At 40.0% G+C, this 17,893-nt stretch carries 12 protein-coding genes; 6 read left to right on the top strand and 6 right to left on the bottom strand.

Going from position 1 to position 17,893, the window contains the following annotated elements; translation table 11 throughout:
* Positions 1 to 100: 100 nt before the first annotated feature.
* Positions 101 to 3,568 (top strand): T9SS type B sorting domain-containing protein, encoded by a 3,468-nt coding sequence (locus AC1DRQ_RS03560; protein WP_477422233.1) that lies wholly within the window; start codon positions 101 to 103, stop codon positions 3,566 to 3,568.
* Here the strand turns inward: AC1DRQ_RS03560 and AC1DRQ_RS03555 are convergent.
* Positions 3,551 to 4,282 carry a pyridoxine 5'-phosphate synthase gene (locus AC1DRQ_RS03555; protein WP_477422232.1) on the bottom strand — a complete coding sequence of 244 codons (732 nt, stop codon included), beginning with the start codon at positions 4,280 to 4,282 and terminating at the stop codon, positions 3,551 to 3,553. The genes AC1DRQ_RS03560 and AC1DRQ_RS03555 overlap by 18 nt on opposite strands.
* A gap of 69 nt (positions 4,283 to 4,351) precedes the next feature.
* On the opposite strand from AC1DRQ_RS03555, the gene AC1DRQ_RS03550 reads away from it, so the two are divergent.
* The 4 genes from AC1DRQ_RS03550 to AC1DRQ_RS03535 all read left to right on the top strand — a co-directional run bounded on the left by AC1DRQ_RS03550 (position 4,352) and on the right by AC1DRQ_RS03535 (position 9,369).
* Positions 4,352 to 4,855 carry a hypothetical protein gene (locus AC1DRQ_RS03550; RefSeq protein ID WP_477422231.1) on the top strand — a complete coding sequence of 168 codons (504 nt, stop codon included), beginning with the start codon at positions 4,352 to 4,354 and terminating at the stop codon, positions 4,853 to 4,855.
* Positions 4,836 to 5,834, top strand: coding sequence for a polysaccharide deacetylase family protein (locus AC1DRQ_RS03545; RefSeq protein ID WP_477422230.1), 999 nt, complete (start codon positions 4,836 to 4,838; stop codon positions 5,832 to 5,834). The genes AC1DRQ_RS03550 and AC1DRQ_RS03545 overlap by 20 nt, the downstream gene beginning before the upstream one ends.
* 210 nt (positions 5,835 to 6,044) lie before the next feature.
* The gene (locus tag AC1DRQ_RS03540) at positions 6,045 to 6,383 is read left to right on the top strand and encodes a hypothetical protein (protein ID WP_477422229.1); all 339 of its coding nucleotides are present in this window, start codon (positions 6,045 to 6,047) and stop codon (positions 6,381 to 6,383) included.
* Between the two features lie 136 nt (positions 6,384 to 6,519).
* Positions 6,520 to 9,369: a hypothetical protein gene (locus AC1DRQ_RS03535; protein ID WP_477422228.1), complete on the top strand. Its 2,850-nt coding sequence runs from the start codon at positions 6,520 to 6,522 to the stop codon at positions 9,367 to 9,369.
* Between the two features lie 90 nt (positions 9,370 to 9,459).
* On the opposite strand, the gene ahcY is transcribed toward AC1DRQ_RS03535, so the two are convergent.
* From ahcY to AC1DRQ_RS03520, 3 genes are all read right to left on the bottom strand, one after another.
* Positions 9,460 to 10,776, bottom strand: coding sequence for an adenosylhomocysteinase (gene ahcY, locus AC1DRQ_RS03530; RefSeq protein ID WP_429398718.1), 1,317 nt, complete (start codon positions 10,774 to 10,776; stop codon positions 9,460 to 9,462).
* 124 nt (positions 10,777 to 10,900) lie between these two features.
* Positions 10,901 to 11,266 (bottom strand): bactofilin family protein, encoded by a 366-nt coding sequence (locus AC1DRQ_RS03525; protein ID WP_429398720.1) that lies wholly within the window; start codon positions 11,264 to 11,266, stop codon positions 10,901 to 10,903.
* Between the two features lie 115 nt (positions 11,267 to 11,381).
* Entirely contained in the window at positions 11,382 to 12,248 is an 867-nt protein-coding gene (locus tag AC1DRQ_RS03520; RefSeq protein WP_477422227.1) for a M23 family metallopeptidase, read from the bottom strand.
* A gap of 221 nt (positions 12,249 to 12,469) precedes the next feature.
* Between AC1DRQ_RS03520 and AC1DRQ_RS03515 the strand changes: the two genes are divergently transcribed.
* The gene (locus AC1DRQ_RS03515; RefSeq protein ID WP_477422226.1) at positions 12,470 to 12,880 is read left to right on the top strand and encodes a BrxA/BrxB family bacilliredoxin; all 411 of its coding nucleotides are present in this window, start codon (positions 12,470 to 12,472) and stop codon (positions 12,878 to 12,880) included.
* 126 nt (positions 12,881 to 13,006) lie between these two features.
* Here the strand turns inward: AC1DRQ_RS03515 and AC1DRQ_RS03510 are convergent, their stop codons facing one another.
* Entirely contained in the window at positions 13,007 to 15,406 is a 2,400-nt protein-coding gene (locus AC1DRQ_RS03510; protein ID WP_477422225.1) for an ABC transporter permease, read from the bottom strand.
* A gap of 98 nt (positions 15,407 to 15,504) precedes the next feature.
* A complete protein-coding gene (locus AC1DRQ_RS03505; protein WP_477422224.1) occupies positions 15,505 to 17,865 on the bottom strand; it encodes an ABC transporter permease in 2,361 nt (786 codons plus the stop codon).
* Between the last annotated feature and the right edge of the window lie 28 nt (positions 17,866 to 17,893).

Genomic DNA, 17,893 nt, shown 5'->3' with positions numbered 1-17,893 from the left:
AAAGGTACTATTTTACTAACTGAGTAACAATTACCTAATATATTATTGACAAAGTGTTTACAGATAAAAAATGTATTTTGGCTACCGAATTGCCTGAACCATGTTTCGCAAGCTTATACTTATCCTTTTTTCATTCCTGTTTTGCGGCTCGCGAGCTTTTGCCGATACATTTGTAGTAACCAGTAATTCCGATTCGGGCCCCGGCACTTTACGGGAGGCTTTGACGCTGGCTGCGGCTAATGGTAGCGCGGTGAAGGATTATATCAATTTTAATTTGCCCCATGTGAGTGAGGCCGACAGAACTATAACATTGTTATCAAATCTACCAACATCATCAAACTTAATTATAGATGGCACAACTCAGCCCGGGATTAAATTTGGTATTAGTGATGCCAAAGTAAAAATATTGGCACTCATTAATTCAACCCATCCTATTACATACTGTTTTGACATTACAGGACAACATGACGTAGAGTTATATGGTTTATTTATAGATGTGCCTCCTAATTTAGCAACCAATAGCGTACTTAATTCGAGTGCCATTTTTAGCAATTATGATTCTAAAAATATTATTATAGGAGCTCCTGGTAAGGGTAACCTTATTAAAAATATAACAGGCATTTTTTTTCAGTCAAACTTTGAAAATGCCCCAAAAGAGGTTTTATCTGAAAATGTAAAGATATCCAGCAATATTTTTGGATTAGAAGAAGATGGTGAAACATTGGCTGACGTTATTACGACGGCTATAGCAGCGTTTGGGTTAAAAAATTTAACAATAGGCGGTAGTACACCTGAGGAAGGCAACATATTAGGAGGATCTGTAAACTATGATGAACAATTTTCCTATACTACAAATACTGGCAGGCTATATATTTCCAATAACTTTTTTGGATCTGATTATACGGGGACAAATGCAATAGACAATGGGAGGCCTTTCCTTGACGGTGGAACTACATTACTCATAACCGGCGGTTCTCTTCAACAACTTGAAGTAAGTAAGAATTTATTTGTTGCCAGAAGTGATTTAGGATTAACTGGAATAAACTGTTTTTTTAAAATAACGGGCAATAAATTTGGCACGGATATTACAGGAACAAAAACCTTAGGAACAATTATGTTTCCCCTGGTTCTGGGATACTGCAATGGCGGAGGGATAATAGGCGGAAATGATCCGAATGATCAGAATATATTTTGCGGCGCTTATAAAGATAACCCAGACCCTGATCAGGCAAAAAGCGGGGTAATAATCAATATTGGCTCACCTAATGTAGAACTTACAGGGAATTCTTTTAAATGCAACTACAGCACCTATCCCTATCAGCTTCAGGGAGCCGATTTTTCCAAATTCTTTGTTAATATAAAAAACAGAAATACGAATAGCATATCAGGAAATGCTACCGCAAATTCAAGAGTTGATCTTTATTATAGTTTAAGCTGTAACAATTGTGAGCCCGAGAAATTATTCAAATCAGTAAATGCTGATAATAATGGAAACTGGAGTTATAATGGCACTTTATCAAATAATAATATAATTGCTTCTTCCACATCCGATGGCACCACTTCAGAATTTACAGGATTAAAATTCACCAATCAACCTACCGATATAAAAATCAAAATGGCTTGTAATAATCAAACTAATGGCTCTATAACAGGCATTACGGCCACCACGCCTGCCACCTATACCTGGCTAAATGAAAGCAATACAATTGTTGGGTATAATAGCAATCTACTTAATATCCCTCCTGGAAAATACCATTTAATAGTGAGTGATGGTTGGTGCTCTATATCATCCCCTGTATATGAGATTCAAGACGGGGCAAACCTGATAAATACTACCGGCCTTAACATTAAACCTGCGTCCTGCGGCTCATCTACAGGATATATTTGGGGTATAAAAGCCAATGTTCCTGTAATTCTTACCTGGAATGGTGGAAATTTGAGCGGTACAGTATATGGTACCGAGGTTTCCAATATACCTGCGGGAAGTTACACATTTACCTTTACAGCGTTAGATGGTAGTTGCCCACAAACGATTTCTCCTATAATTGTTAAAAATATCGATGGCCCTAATATCGATGAATCCACAAAAATAATCCAAACAACCCCATGCGGGCAGTCAATCGGCTCTATAAAAAACATAACCGTTACCGGAACCAATCCCAAATACAGCTGGAAAAATGAATTGAGCCAGGAAGTTGCTACTACTAAAGACCTTACTGGTCGACCCGCCGGTAAATACACGCTGCAGGTCACTGATGATACTGAGTGCGGCCCGGTTTACAGCAGTCAAATTGAGATCCCCGAAACCAACGGCATCACGCTTAATATTCCACCAAACCCTAAAACTGATGCCAGCTGTAATAAAGCTAATGGCTCCATTATTGGTATTACTGCACCTGGCGCTACTAAATTTGAATGGCGCGATGTTAGCAACAATTTAGTGGGCTCGGATCCGGACCTTAAAAATATACCAGCAGGAGCTTACCAGCTAACCGCAAGTAACAATTTTGGCTGTAGTAAAACAACCCAGCTATTTCAAATCCTTGAATTGCCAGGCACTACCTATCCGGCTTATACATTTACACGTAAAAATACTTGTTTTGGTGAAACCAATGGTTCTATTTTGGTTACAGCTGATGCCACGGTAAAATCATTAAGGTGGGTTAATGGACAGGATCAAACAATTATCGGCAATCAGCAGATCAGCGGCCTGGCAGCAGGTACTTATAAACTTTATTTTACCGATCAAAATGATTGCGAAAGCTTGTACAACAGCTATACTATTAATGAAATACCCCAGCTGCAAATTATACCCAACACTGAACAAAAAACCGACGATGAATGTGATCTTAAAACAGGTAGCATTAAAAACATACAGATCACCGGAGGGTTACAACCATATACTTACGAATGGTATAATGCCAATAATGAGCAGATATCAACAGGCATTTCGCCCACTGGTTTAAGTGCAGGCAATTATAAATTAATAGTAAATGATGCCAGTGGTTGCGGACAAGCAATTGCCAATTATGATATAGCAGCTCATAGCAGTATCATTGCTGCACCTGCCGCTAATAATGTGCAATTGTGCACTCCTGGCAATGCCTTACTTACGGTTAATAGCACAGTTGCAGGTTATACTTACCGTTTGTATGAATCGGTTAACAGTATTACGCCGCTTGCCGAGCAAGCCAACGGACGGTTTACCATAAACACCAAAACCAGCACGGTTTTTTATATAAGCAAGGTATCGGGCAGCTGCGAAAGCAGCCGTACAGAAGTACAGGTAGCTATCAGTCTTTCGGCCATTAATATTGCCAATACCATTACCCCCAATGGCGATGGCATTAATGATTACTGGAAAATTGATGGTATTGAAAATTACCCAAACGGCCAGATACAGATATTTAATCGTTATGGGCAAAAAATATTTGAATCAAAGGGATATCAGCAACCTTTTAATGGCACGTTTAATGGCAAACTGCTTCCAAATGGTGCTTATTATTACATTATTAACCTCAACAAAAATTGCACGCTGCTATCGGGTAGTTTAACCATTATCAGGTAAAGCCAGTTGTCGCAGATATAGCTGTATGGTGTTTTCAAGTCCGTAATATAAAGCATCACTGATGAGGGCGTGGCCTATGCTTACTTCCTGCAAACCGGGAACATTTTCGGCAAAATATTTCAGGTTATGTAAATCCAGATCATGGCCCGCATTAATACCCAGGCCTGCGCTTTGGGCCACTTTTGCAGCTTCAATATAAGGAGCAATGGCCAGTTCCCTTCCCTGGTGAAAGTGGGTGGCGTAGGCTTCCGTATACAGTTCAATGCGGTCGGTGCCGGTTTTTGCGGCCCCTTCAACCATATCAACAATGGGGTCAACAAAAATAGAAACACGTATACCCGCATTTTTAAAAACCGCTATCATATCTTTTAAATAATGATAGTTGGTGATGGTATCCCAGCCATGGTTGGAGGTAATTTGCCCCAGCACATCGGGCACTAAAGTAACCTGTTCGGGTTTGTTGGCCAGCACCAGGTCAATAAACTTTTGTTCCTGGCAGTTGCCTTCAATATTAAACTCGGTGGTAACAATTTTTTTCAGTTCAAAAACATCATTGTACCTGATATGTCTTTCGTCGGGCCGGGGATGCACGGTGATGCCCTGTGCACCAAAACGTTCACAATCTTTGGCTACTTGTATCAGATCTGGGTTATTGCCGCCGCGCGAGTTGCGCAGGGTAGCTATTTTGTTGATATTGACAGATAAACGGGTCATGGTTCAAAGTTAATATTTCATCTATACAATTATAAACCTATTATGAATTGATACGTTTATATTTAGATCATGAAACCTAAAAGCTTTATCGTTGAACTATTTATTCTGATCATACTTTTCATTATTATAATGATATCTGTCATGTTTGTACCCGGTGTTTATGGGGACGAGAAAAGGTTTGACATCAATTTAAATGATACCTATTTTGTAATTCAGTTTTCATGGCAAAACTTAATATTTGCACCATTTTTATTACTTACTTTATTAGTTTACGCTATACGTGCAGCTATCAATCGTTTTAAAAACCAGTTACAAAATCTTATATTGATCGCCAGTGATTTTTTATTTGTTATCATACTCATCAAGACATACGCATTTTTAAGCCGTATTGATTCAAATTCTGCGCTAACGATACTAAAAGGAAGATCGCAGTCCGCAAATACACACCCGGTTAACTGGCTTGAACAAACCTTATTAGTTAGCGTAATCATTTTTTTGTCGATATTAGTAATAACCGCCATGCTTACCGGCAAAAACTGGAATCTTAACAAAAATGAAAATCAGAGCTCTTAAATATATACTCACCTTATTCATTTTAACGGGCCTTCACCAATTGGCCAAAGCCCAGGCCAATTATCGTAAAATTGAAAACTACAAACCCTTTTACGGCTGGGCGCACCACTTTCCGCAGGACTGGATGATACTGCGCCAGTTTGAAAACGAGGGCAAGGATTATTATTTGTTAGTGAACCCGCAAACGCTGGAAACTAAAATTGATGAGCGCAGTTTTTACCAGGTTAAACCGATGAGCATTACCCAGGCCCGCATTTTTTTTAAAAGTACGCCTTATCAAAAAGCCTTGCGTAAAGCCGAAAAACAATCGGTAGCCCTGCAGGATGCAGGCATTGAAAGCGGCATCCCCAAAGAAACAGGCATTAGCTTAACAGCAGATCTTTGTCCATCGCACCGCCCGTTGGACAAACGGATCTTCACCGATATTTTCACAGAGTTTCAAAAGGTAGAACGCCCGGTACCTGTTGCACTTTCTGTTACTGGTGTGTGGATGCGCCAGCATCCGCAGGACCTGGAGTGGCTTAAACAAATGCAGGCCAGGCGCGAAATCTACATCACCTGGATCAATCATTCCTTTAACCACCGGGTAAGCCTTAAAGCGCCGCTAAAGGAAAACTTTTTGCTGGAGCCCGGTACCGATATGAATTATGAAATACTGGAAACCGAGAAAGCCATGCTCAAAAATGGTTTACTGCCATCGGTATTTTTCAGGTTCCCGGGCCTGGTATCAGACCAGCAACTGATTTATAAACTAACCGACTATGGCCTTATTCCTATTGGCACCGATGCCTGGCTGGCCAAAGGTCAGCAACCGCAGGCCGGCAGTATTGTACTGATACACGGCAACGGCAACGAACCAACCGGCGTAAATGATTTTATTAAATTGCTGCAATCAAAAGCCGGCTCCATTGCCCAAAAACAATGGTTATTGTATGATTTGAGAGAAAGTGTGGAGGAAGAGTTTGAGGGTAGTAATTGATCTGGATTGAAAACCCCGGAAGCGAGACTCTTACAAAAGCTAAGTGCTAATCCTTTCTGTAAAATTTCACCATTCGGGTATACAAAATGTTAATTCCGGTTTACAATTTGCAATAAATAATTGACTTATGTTAAATTAAAGGTCATATTTAATCAGCTTTTCATTAAGGGGATAGGCGAGAGCTGATTCCCCTCTACAAATCTTTTCGATATGACTGAATATGTAAATCTCCTTAACGAGTTAAATGAGCTGTTAAATGATTCAGCTGAATATTCTCATTCAAATGGCTGTATGCTTCAATCTTTGTTGAAACGGTACGATGCTGTAGTTGAACACCTGTATTGCATAAATAATGATAAGTTTCAAGCCTCTGTTGAAACTATAGGAATGCTGGAATATTATATTAGTCAAATTTTTTCGCCCAAAGTTTCAGGCATAAAAAAGAAAAGCATTTACCTCACAGCTAAGTACGTTCTAAAAACCTCTATCAGTTTAGATTTAAGAAATTATAAAAAGCATCTTTTACTGGATACGATAATTTATAATTAAGCTTTAGAAAAATATAAAAACTTACGAAGTTTTTGTCTAAGCGGTGTTCCTGTTGAAGACCCTGCAATGCTATTGGATTGCATAGCCCTCAGGGGATTGAAATATTTTTGTTATATTTATATCAACCTTATTACTGATGTTAAAAACCAACCTCTTTGTTACCCGCATAGCAAGGCTATGCCGTAACTTTTTTTTTAAAGAAAATTTTCCGTGTTCATTTTTTCCAAGGTGCTTTTTTTACGCCATCCCTATAATAATATTATCAGGCTTAACCAGTAGCACATTTGCACAGGAAAAGGCGAAAAAAGTGGCCGGGACATTTGTTTACCAAAGCAAAGCTTACAATTATGAATTTAATAAGCTTGCGAGTAATAATTATTCATTTGTAATCAATAGTTTAACTGATAGTAACACTACCTCTTCAGATGCCTCTTCAAGCACTGAAACAGACCCCACTTCAAACGCTGATACTACTGCCAACGCTGAAAATAATTCTCCGCTTCCTGATACAACTTCTAATACACCAGACGCTGCACCCTCATCCATTGGCACTACCACAAACCAAACCGCTGAAAAATCTACCAGCAACGAAATATTTGACGAGTTCTCGAAAGAAGTATTCAGAGTGCTATTTCAGCATCAAATGATAACAAAGTATGGCATTAATGAGGACAATGAATCTAAAAACTTATTGAATAAAAAAAGCCTGGAGTTGTTTTTTATTATCCAGTCGAAACTTGAGTTTTTAGACGATGAACCGGTAACCGCGCATATGATACTGAAAAAAGACAGAGTTAATAGTATCCTCATCTCAAATTCGTCAAGCYTCTACAATGCCAGTTTAAGTTATCCTGTAATAAAACATAATATTAAAAGCGTAGACATTGAAACTGAAGACGGTACCATAAAAAACATTATCGTTTTGTTGGAGGCTAAAAATTCAAGGGGATCTTTAGAATTTAAAAACACATACCCCATCAGTATATCAGGTAAACACGATGCCGAACGACTTTCAAAAATAAGACTTTATAGCTTTAATTGTAACGGTATTGAAGGCTTGAACAGGTATATTCTATTTTCTGATATATTAGAGCTCGACATAACTTTAGAAAACGACAAAGAAGACTATAGCCCGGCAAATAAAACATTCAAACTTACCCCTCAGTCCTCGGTTGTTGAATTAAAGAAAGAGAAAAGATCCCAGATATTGTCAGTTGCCGCATTTTCTGACTTTGTGGGTCTTGACCAGGAACAACCAAACGGACTTTTACAAATTGAAGCAAAGCGTAAAATTAATATAAATACCAACTATCTTGCCGTGTCATCGTTTTGGGGCGGCCAAAAAAAGCGCGACTTAGACGAACAAATATCAAACTATGATCTCGGAAAATATAGCTTTAGAAGAATTGATACAATTCAAAGCAAAAAAAGCGATTATTCAACATACCAGGTTCTTTTAAAAAAAGCGTGGCTTGCAGAAACCTATAAAAATACAATTTCGTTTCCCGATTCACTTACAGCTAATAAATATGTTAAAGAACACCCCGGCGACTCTAAAAAAAAAATCAATAACGTTTGGGTTGTAAAAAGCAGGCAAAAATTTAAGGATACGATTTCATTTTCAGACTTTCTTGGTGCCTACAAACATGTTAGAGAACATCCTGGCGATCAGGTAAAAAAAGAAAACGATAAATGGATTCTAAAAACCAATCAACGGATAGCTTTTCCAGACTCGGCGAGTGCCGACAAATATGTTCAGGATACATCCGGCAACCAAATAACTAAAGTAAGCGGGAAATGGATAGTTACCGATCAAAAATATAACATATCAATCCCATTCTCAGACTCAACAGGTGCCGATAAGTATGTAAAAAAATATTCCGGCAATCAGCTAATCAAAAAAGGGGTATGGCTTATAAAAACCAATAAAAATTTTAATAACGTCATCTCTTTTACTGACTCTTTACGTGCGATTAAATATGTGAAAGAACATCCCGACAATCAGCTAATTAAGCGAGGGCAGTGGGCTGTTGAAATCAAACAAAAACCTCTCAAACCCACTTATTTTACCGATTCTATAGCTGCGACCAAATATCAGAAAGAAAATCCTAAAAGTAAGTTAAGCAAGATCAAGCCGGGCTGGGTTATAAAAATCAATAAAAAGCCCAATGATATCCTTTTTACAGATTCTACCATTGCAATTAAATATGTAAAAGACAACCCCAGCAGTCAATTGAAAAACAATAATGTTGTGTGGTTTGTAAAAACAAATAAAACGGTTGCTTTTCCAGATTCAGTCAGCGCAGCCGTATACGTTATCCGTAATCCCCAACACCTGATAATCGAGGCCCAGAATGTGCCTTATGAGGTGATAAAAGTGGCAAACAGAAATTACAAATTCGGATATTATGCATGGATCCCCTCCATCGAACCCAAATTATTATTCTCAAAACTCGACGGAAACAATAAATTCCTTAACCTTGACAGTGCATATTCATCAACAAAGAGCATCAACCCGCTTAAACAATTTCAATATCAACTGGCTTCATTTGGTTTAACTACAAGTATTTTAAAAATAGCATATCCACAAAGCAAACTAACCTGGAATGTTTTAGACGTAGGCACATTTTGGTACCGCACAAGGGTGCAAAACATACAAGATACTGCCACTAATAATTCGGTTGCAGTTAATAACGGTTACATTTCTTTCGGGAGCCAGCTGGCATTTAAGCCCGACAGCAGATGGGGTGCAAATGTTGGCGCCACCTTTATTATGCAAAAAGCATTCAATAACGAATATAAATTTGAAAAGAACCACGGCTTAACGCAATTTAATTTTGACGCTTTTATAAAAACTAATGAAGATTCGAAGATGTTTTTCCGTTTTCGTTGGCTGTTTGATGGTCACACATTCCAAAATAACTTCACCCAGATACAGTTAGGTTACTCCGTTAATATATTTGCAAACTCCGGGGCATCAAAATAATATCATAACAAAAAAAGGCATGGTCTCATAAAACCATGCCTTTTTAAATTTAATAAGTCTTAAAACTCAAGACTCAGCACTCACAACTTCTTAGTACCTGTAATACTCCGGTTTAAACGGCCCTTCAACAGTCACACCTATGTATTCCGCCTGATCCTGATCAAGTACTTCCAGTTCAACACCAATTTTGGCAAGGTGTAAACGGGCAACTTTTTCGTCCAGATGTTTTGGCAGGGTATAAACTTCGTTTTTGTAAGCGGCGCCGTTTGTCCAAAGTTCCAGCTGGGCTAAAGTTTGGTTGGTGAACGAGTTACTCATTACAAAGCTTGGGTGACCGGTTGCACAACCTAAGTTAACCAACCGACCTTCGGCCAGTACAATAACATCACTGCCATCAATGGTGTATTTATCAACCTGTGGTTTAATTTCAATTTTGGTATTGCCATAAGAGCCGTTTAACCAGGCCATGTCAATTTCGTTATCAAAGTGACCAATGTTACATACAATGGCTTTGTCTTTTAAAGCGCGGAAATGCTCTTCGCGAACAATGTTCTTGTTACCGGTAGCAGTTACCACAATATCAGCTTCTTTAATAGCAGTACCTAATTTTTTAACTTCAAAGCCTTCCATTGCTGCCTGTAATGCGCAGATAGGGTCAATTTCGGTAACAATAACACGTACACCTGAGTTACGTAAGCTATCGGCCGAACCTTTACCTACATCTCCATAACCGCAAACAACAGCCACTTTACCAGCCATCATTACATCGGTAGCACGACGGATAGCGTCAACCAGTGATTCGCGGCAGCCATATTTATTATCAAATTTTGATTTGGTAACCGAATCATTAACGTTGATGGCAGGCATTGGTAAAGTACCGGCTTTCATACGCTCATATAAACGGTGAACACCGGTAGTAGTTTCTTCTGATAAACCTTTAATGTCGGCAATCAATTCAGGATATTTATCCAGTACCATGTTGGTTAAATCGCCACCATCATCCAATATCATGTTCAATGGTTTGCGGTCTTCGCCAAAATAAAGGGTTTGCTCAATGCACCAGTCAAATTCTTCGGCGTTCATACCTTTCCAGGCATAAACAGAAGTACCAGCAGCAGCAATAGCTGCAGCAGCATGATCCTGGGTTGAAAATATATTACATGACGACCAGGTAACTTCGGCGCCAAGCTCAATTAAGGTTTCAATTAAAACAGCGGTTTGAATGGTCATGTGCAAACAGCCCGCAATACGCGCGCCCTTTAAAGGCTGCGTTGGACCATACTCTTTGCGTAAAGCCATTAAGCCCGGCATTTCAGCTTCGGCCAGTTCAATCTCCTTGCGGCCCCATTCGGCCAGGGAAAGGTCTTTTACTTTGTATTTAACAAATGCAGTTTCTACTGATGACATAACATTTCAATTTTTTGAATTGCAAAGTTAACTTATAAAAATATCAAAATGAAATACTACCTTCCTGAGGGAGGATAACAGGATATATATTAGGTATTTTATAATGGCGAATAACCTAAAAAGGCTATTTTTCAGCCTGCAGCATATTAAGGTTTCCGTTATAAACGCCGCCATTTTCAACTACCAGGTTTTGCGTTCTAATATTACCGGTTATTTTGCCGGTTGCCTTTATCTCCAGTGAGTTGGTTTCTATATCACCGGTAACGGTTCCATACACAACAATTTCCTTCGTGTTAATATTCCCTTTTACCAGGCCTTTTTCGCCCAGTATCAAGCCCTCGTCAATAGCTACTTCACCGTTCACCTGCCCGTCTATACGTGCAAAAGCCGGGGCTTTAAGGTTACCATCTAAAATACTACCATCGCTTATCAGTGTTGATATAGCCTGCAGATCAAGCGCAACTTTATCTTTTTTACCAAAAATAGCCATTTCGAATTCAGGGTTATAAGTATGGGGTTTGAGTTATTTGAGCCCTTTTACGTAATTTTAGGCTAAAATGTTTGTAAGAAAGACGATACATTTAATCATCACTCACAAACAGCACTTACTTATTAAGCGTTAAAAAATTAACCGGATTTATAGGTCTGCCGTTTTTACGCACTTCATAATGTAGATGCGCCCCGGTTGAGTGTCCGGTTGAGCCTACCAAACCTATTTCATCGCCAACGTTTACTTCCTGGCCAACTTTTACCTTGATGCGCGAAAGGTGGCCATACACGGTTTCGAAATTATTAATATGAGCTATACGTATACAATTGCCATAACCACCTGCCCAGCCGGCAAAAACAACCTTACCACTTGCGGTACATTTTACTTCATCGCCCCTTTTACCCTTAAAATCAATACCCGGATGAAATTCGGCACGCCCATCATCAAACGGATCATTACGATAGCCGAAGAATGAGGTAAAAGAACTGATCCTGGGGTAACCCATTGGCGTAAACGCAATAGCGCCCATTAAATGATTTAAGTAATCGTTATAAAGGGAGTAAACTTCCTTGTCAGATAGTTTAGCACCTTCGGCATTGTTATCGCCACCAATATTTTTAGTTGAAAAGCCCTTTAAGCCGCGCCTTTTTAAGTAACCGTTAATGGTTTTTAACTTACCCTCAATAGCTTGTATATAAGATTGGGCGCTCCCTTCTTTGTTTACCGTTGGCGAAACCACCGGAATCTCACCCTTCAATTTCACTATTTGTGCCAACAATTGCTGTTTTTCCTGCTCCTGTTTTGAGTTTTGTGATCTTAAATAAATAATAAAACCAATTAACGCGAATAAAACACACAAGGTACTAAATGCATAGTGCCTTAATCTGTTAATATGTTTTGTTTTTATTTGTAATGACTTGGTGGGCTGATGGTTTTTGTTAATAATAACAACCGTGCTAATATCAGAGGGCTTGTTGTTCATCAAATTCATTGTAATTAGGGAATGCAATATACTTATTACTATTTATAAAGCAATACCGGTTCTGAATAAAACCATTTGGAATAAATAATTAACGATTGAGCTTATTTGGCACCTTTGATAACACATCGTCAGCAAAGTGTTATTATTGTGTTTTTTAGGTACAAACTGTTAATCATTTCTTATTTTTGTATCAGGTAAATTTTAGTGTAAAGAAAAAAATCATGTATCCAGAATATTTAGTTGCCCCGATGCGGGAAGATTTGACAAAAGTTGGCTTTGAGGAATTGAAAGATGCCGAAGCTGTAAAGCAAGCCATTGAAAGCGAAGGCACTGTATTTGTAATGGTAAATTCGGTTTGCGGATGCGCTGCGGCTAATGCACGCCCTGCAGCAAGAATTGCAGCAGCAAACGAAAAACACCCTACTAAATTGGTAACAGTTTTTGCAGGCATGGAAAAAGAAGCGGTTGATACAGCACGTAATTATATGCTGCCTTACCCTCCATCATCACCGGCAATGGCATTATTTAAAGATGGTAAATTGGTACACATGATAGAGCGCCATCAAATTGAAGGTCGCCCTGCCCAAATGATAGCCGATAATCTAATTGGCGCATTTGAACAATATTGCTAATTAAGCTGAAAGCCGAAGGCTAAAAGCATAAAGCTAAAAAAATATAAACAAAAAGCAGAAAGGAACATTCTTTCTGCTTTTTGTTTTAGCAAGCTTTCAGCTTTATGCTTTTAGCCTTCGGCTTATCTATTCGCTTCTTAAACTCTTTACCGGGTTGGCCAGCGCTGCTTTAATGGCCTGGAAACTTACTGTAACCAATGTTATTACGATGGCGCCCGCTGCTGACACACCAAATATCCACCAGGATATTTCTGACCGGTAAGTGTAACCCTGCAGCCAGCCATGCATAAAATAGTATGACACTGGCGATGCTATAACAAAGGAGATGATAACCAATACAACAAAGTCTGTTGATAACAGGCGCCACAGGTTAAATACCGATGCGCCCAAAACTTTGCGCACACCTATTTCCTTAACCCTTTGCTCGGCCATAAAGGTTGCCATACCAAATAAACCCAAACAGCTAATAAATACGGCCAGCATGGCAAAAAAGCTCGCCAGCTTACCTATACGTGTTTCCCCATCAAATTTTTTGGCATATTCTTCGTCGGCGAATTTATAATCAAATGGCGAGGCTGGTGAATATTTCTGGTGTATGGCGGCAATTTTCTCAAGTGCTTCGCGGGTGCTCATCCGCGGATTGATCTTTATGTTTATAACACCCTGCGGATCTTTATCCAGAAAAAAGAAAGTTTGCTTAACTGGTTCATAAGGCGAAGACATGAGCATATCTTTAATAACCCCAATTATGTGGTGTGGCTGCTTGCCGTCGGTTGTTATAACCTCGCCTACCGGGTTTTTAAAACCCATGAACTTTGCAGCCGCTTCATTGATCACCAGGGCATTTGAATCGGTTTTGAATGCGCTCGAAAAATCGCGTCCGTCCTTAAACTGCCACCCAACGGTTTTGCCAAAATCGGGGCTTATACCTACGGTTGCAAAATCATCCAGCATGCCAGCGGGTTTTCCTCTCCAGTCGAAACCGCTGTTATTGCTCCACACACCGGTTACCGGACTACCCGATTCAGCGGTTTCCACAACAGCTCCTGACTTTATCAGTTCATCTTTAAAAGCGACGTAGTGATTATGTATATCGCTTGTTTTCTGTACCAGATACACCAATCCTTCGCGGCTATAGCCTATAGGCCTGTTCTTGGCAAATTGTATCTGCCTAAAAACAATGATTGTTCCTATAATAAGCGTTACCGAAACGCTAAACTGTAAAATCACCAGTACTTTACGCGGTATAGCAGCCAACCGCCCTACTTTAAATGTTCCTTTTAAAACTTTTATGGGCTTAAAAGACGACAGGTAAAGTGCCGGGTAACTACCCGCTATGAGCCCGGATATGAGGCTGAAAACCAGGCCCAATATCCAAAACCACGGATTGTTCCATAAAACAGTCATCTTTTTATCGGCAACACCATTAAACCAGGGCAGGGTGAGCATTACCAGTATTATTGAAAAAACAAAAGCAAAGGCAACTATCAGCAGCGATTCCATAAAAAACTGCCCGATAAGTTGTATCCGCTGCGAACCTATGGCTTTACGGATACCTACTTCTTTAGCCCGCTTCTCGGACCTTGCAGTGCTCAGGTTCATGAAATTGATACAGGCCAGCAATAACACAAACACACCTATAATACCAAACATCCAAACAAACTGTATAGCCCCGCCGGTATTTACACCGTTTTTAAATTCGGAATATAAATGCCATTTGTTCATGGGATGTAAAAACACGGCCGGCTTAAAATCGGCCCCTAATTTGTCGCCCTGCGCAGCTATATTTTTGAGCTTTATATCTTTGATCTTAGCCGATACCTTATCAACATCGGCATTGGGAGCCAGCTGCGCAAATATTTGCCATGAATTGTTACCCCAGCGGGTGGCAGCCCGTTTAAGCCATGGCATGGTGGTCATGTACAGGTCCCAGGGTGCAAAAAAAGTAACTTCTTTAAATTCGGTATTGTTAGGCATATCCTCATAAACACCTGTTACCTTAACCACCCATTGGTTATCAATTTTCAGTGTTTTGTTGATAGGGTCGGCATTGCCGAAAAGCGTTTTTGCCAGCGACTCGGAAAGCATGATAGATGAAAGATCCTTTAGCCCGGCACGCGTTCCTTTAATCATTTTCAGCGTAAGCATATCGGGCATTTCCGGCTGCACATAGTTACCCAGTTTGGTGAACTTTTTGTCGCCATTGGTAATAATGTGTTCCATTGTCCATGTAGAAAGCACCACATATTTAAAATCGTTCATATATGATTCCCGGAGCTTTAACCCCAGCGGAATAGGCATGGCGGTTTGACTGCCTACTTCACCATTAAATGTTTGGTGTTGCCATACCTGCACAATACGGTCATAGTTTTTAAAATACCTGTTGAACGATAGCTCGTCCCAGATCCAGAGCCCGATAAGCATAGCTACCGCCATACCAACCGACAAGCCTGCTACATTGATAAAACTGTGCACCTTATTTTTAACAAGGTTCCGCCACGCGATTTTTAAATAGTTTCTGATCATTGCTATATGTTTTAAGCTTAAAGCTAAAGGCACAGAGCCTAAAGCTTCTATATAATCTTGTTTATTGCTTTTAGCTTTATGCATTAAGCTTTCAGCTGCTATTCGCTCCTTAAACTTTTTACCGGATTAGCCAGTGCTGCTTTTATAGCCTGAAAGCTTACCGTTATTAAGGTAATAGTTATGGCCCCTATACCCGCCAAAGCAAATATCCACCAGGAAATTGCTGCTTTATACTGGTAGGTCATTAGCCAGCGCTGCATAAAATAATACGCCAGCGGAACTGCTATAAGCAAGGATATAAAGACCAGCATTACAAATTCTGTTGATAATAAGCGCCACAGGTTAGCTACTGATGCGCCCAGCACCTTGCGTACCCCAATCTCTTTTGTGCGCTGCTCGGCCACAAACGATGCCAGCCCAAACAGGCCGAGGCACGAAATAAAAATGGCAAGCGCAGCAAATATGGAAGCCAGGTTACCGATCCGTTCTTCATCCGAGAACTTTTGGGCATAATCATCATCATTGAATTTATATTCAAACGGACTGCCCGGGTTATATTTTTTAAAAACAGGCTCAATTTTGCTCAAAGCATCACGTATAGGCATAGTTGGTTTTATGCGCACGGTCATCCAGTTAACCCAACCGGGGCTCATGAAAAACACAGTACCTACGGTTTTTTCATAGGGCGATTCCATCACCATATCCTTGCTTATACCCACGATTACGTGGTTGCCGCCGTTCCAGTGCATGATTTTGCCTACAGGATTTTTAATGCCACTCATTTTAAGTGCCGATTCATTAAGGATGATGGCCCCTGTATCGGTAGGGAAATTACGTGAAAAATCGCGACCCTGTAATATTTTCCATCCCACGGTGTGACCATAATCATACGTTACACCTATGGTGCCGAATGTAGGGTCATAACCCGGAGCTTTTCCCTCCCAGGTAAAACCACCATTGCGTGACCATATTTGCGTTGTTGTACTGTTTGACTCTGCCATGTCTTCAACCGCGCCGGTTTGTAACAGATCGTTGCGCATCACCTCATAATGCCCGTAAATTTCGGGGGTATTCATTTCTATGCTGATCAATCCCGCCCGGGTGTAGCCAACAGGCCGGTTTTTTGCAAACTGGATCTGCCTTAAAACAACTACGGTACCTATAATTAAAACGATGGACACTGTGAACTGTACCACGACCAATACTTTGCGCGGAACCGAAGCAAAACGCCCCACCCTGAATGTGCCTTTTAAAACTTTTACCGGGTTAAATCCGGATAAATAAAAAGCCGGATAACTGCCCGATACCAATCCGGTGAAAATTGAAAAACTTAAGGTGATCAACCAAAATGATGGGTTAGCCCAGGGCACGGTTACATCTTTATCGGCAATGCGATTAAAATAAGGAATAGCTAAAACTGTAAGGATGATGGTTAATATCAATGCTAAAAACACCACCAGCAATGACTCGCTCAGAAACTGACCGATCAGTTGCCCTCTAACCGAACCTATAGCTTTACGTATACCTACCTCTTTAGCTCTTTTCTCGCTTTTCGCGGTGCTTAGGTTCATGAAATTGATACAAGCCAGCAACAGTATAAATAAACCAATAATGCCAAATAACCACACAAACTGAATGCGCCCCCCAATAGATACACTATTCTGAAAGTCGCTGTACAAATGCCACTTACTCATGGGGTGTACCTGCATTACCTCATCGTTCATTTTAAAATGAGGTTTGGTGATATTCCTTATTTTAGCTGATACTTTATCAAAATCAGCATGATCATTCATCAGTGCAAATAAATGGCAACCATGATTATCCCAGGCTGCTGTTTGGGTGTTCCACCAGTTTGCCGGGTTATTGAACGGCAACATAAATTTTGCAGCATAAAAGGAGGTATTATGTGGCAGGTCCTCATATACACCGGCCACTTTCATATTGGTTTTATTATCAATACGTACTACTTTATTTATAGGATCGGCGTTACCGAACAGGGCTTTTGCTACCGATTGTGATAGTATAAATGATGATGGATCTTTAAAATTGGCATAGCTGCCCTTTACCATGTTTAGTGAAAGAATCGCGGGCATATCAGGTTCGGCCCACATACCATTTTGCGATATCTTTTTATCGCCTACAGCCAGTATATGTGCCCCTTCCCAAATAAGCGCAGTAAGCTTAAAGTCTGCAGCATATTTGGTACGCAGCTCTGCGCTCAATGGCACAACCGTTGATTCAAATGTACCGGTTTCGCCATTGGCTGTTTGGGTCACCATCAGTTGACCTATATGGCTATAATTACGATGGTACTTATCAAACGACAGCTCATCCCAGATCCAAAGACCGATAAGCATAGCGATAGCCATACCAACTGACAAACCCACAATATTAATAGCCGAGTGCACCTTGTTCTTAACCAGGTTTCTCCAGGCGATTTTTAAATAGTTCTTGATCATGGTTTCTTAAATTTTAAAATCTAATTTC

The sequence above is a fragment of the Mucilaginibacter sp. P4_E8 genome, assembly GCF_056401495.1.
Note: the sequence above shows the minus strand (reverse complement) of the source record. Positions and strands in the feature narration are given on the sequence as shown.

What these genes read in the sequence shown, in the direction of transcription:
- AC1DRQ_RS03545 (WP_477422230.1), top strand. Translation starts at nt 4,836, where the DNA reads ATGAAAATCAGAGCTCTTAAATATATACTCACCTTATTCATTTTAACG.
- AC1DRQ_RS03520 (WP_477422227.1), bottom strand. Translation starts at nt 12,248, where the DNA reads ATGAACAACAAGCCCTCTGATATTAGCACGGTTGTTATTATTAACAAA.
- AC1DRQ_RS03560 (WP_477422233.1), top strand. Translation starts at nt 101, where the DNA reads ATGTTTCGCAAGCTTATACTTATCCTTTTTTCATTCCTGTTTTGCGGC.
- AC1DRQ_RS03515 (WP_477422226.1), top strand. Translation starts at nt 12,470, where the DNA reads ATGTATCCAGAATATTTAGTTGCCCCGATGCGGGAAGATTTGACAAAA.
- AC1DRQ_RS03525 (WP_429398720.1), bottom strand. Translation starts at nt 11,266, where the DNA reads ATGGCTATTTTTGGTAAAAAAGATAAAGTTGCGCTTGATCTGCAGGCT.
- AC1DRQ_RS03555 (WP_477422232.1), bottom strand. Translation starts at nt 4,282, where the DNA reads ATGACCCGTTTATCTGTCAATATCAACAAAATAGCTACCCTGCGCAAC.
- AC1DRQ_RS03505 (WP_477422224.1), bottom strand. Translation starts at nt 17,865, where the DNA reads ATGATCAAGAACTATTTAAAAATCGCCTGGAGAAACCTGGTTAAGAAC.
- AC1DRQ_RS03510 (WP_477422225.1), bottom strand. Translation starts at nt 15,406, where the DNA reads ATGATCAGAAACTATTTAAAAATCGCGTGGCGGAACCTTGTTAAAAAT.
- ahcY (WP_429398718.1), bottom strand. Translation starts at nt 10,776, where the DNA reads ATGTCATCAGTAGAAACTGCATTTGTTAAATACAAAGTAAAAGACCTT.
- AC1DRQ_RS03550 (WP_477422231.1), top strand. Translation starts at nt 4,352, where the DNA reads ATGAAACCTAAAAGCTTTATCGTTGAACTATTTATTCTGATCATACTT.
- AC1DRQ_RS03540 (WP_477422229.1), top strand. Translation starts at nt 6,045, where the DNA reads ATGACTGAATATGTAAATCTCCTTAACGAGTTAAATGAGCTGTTAAAT.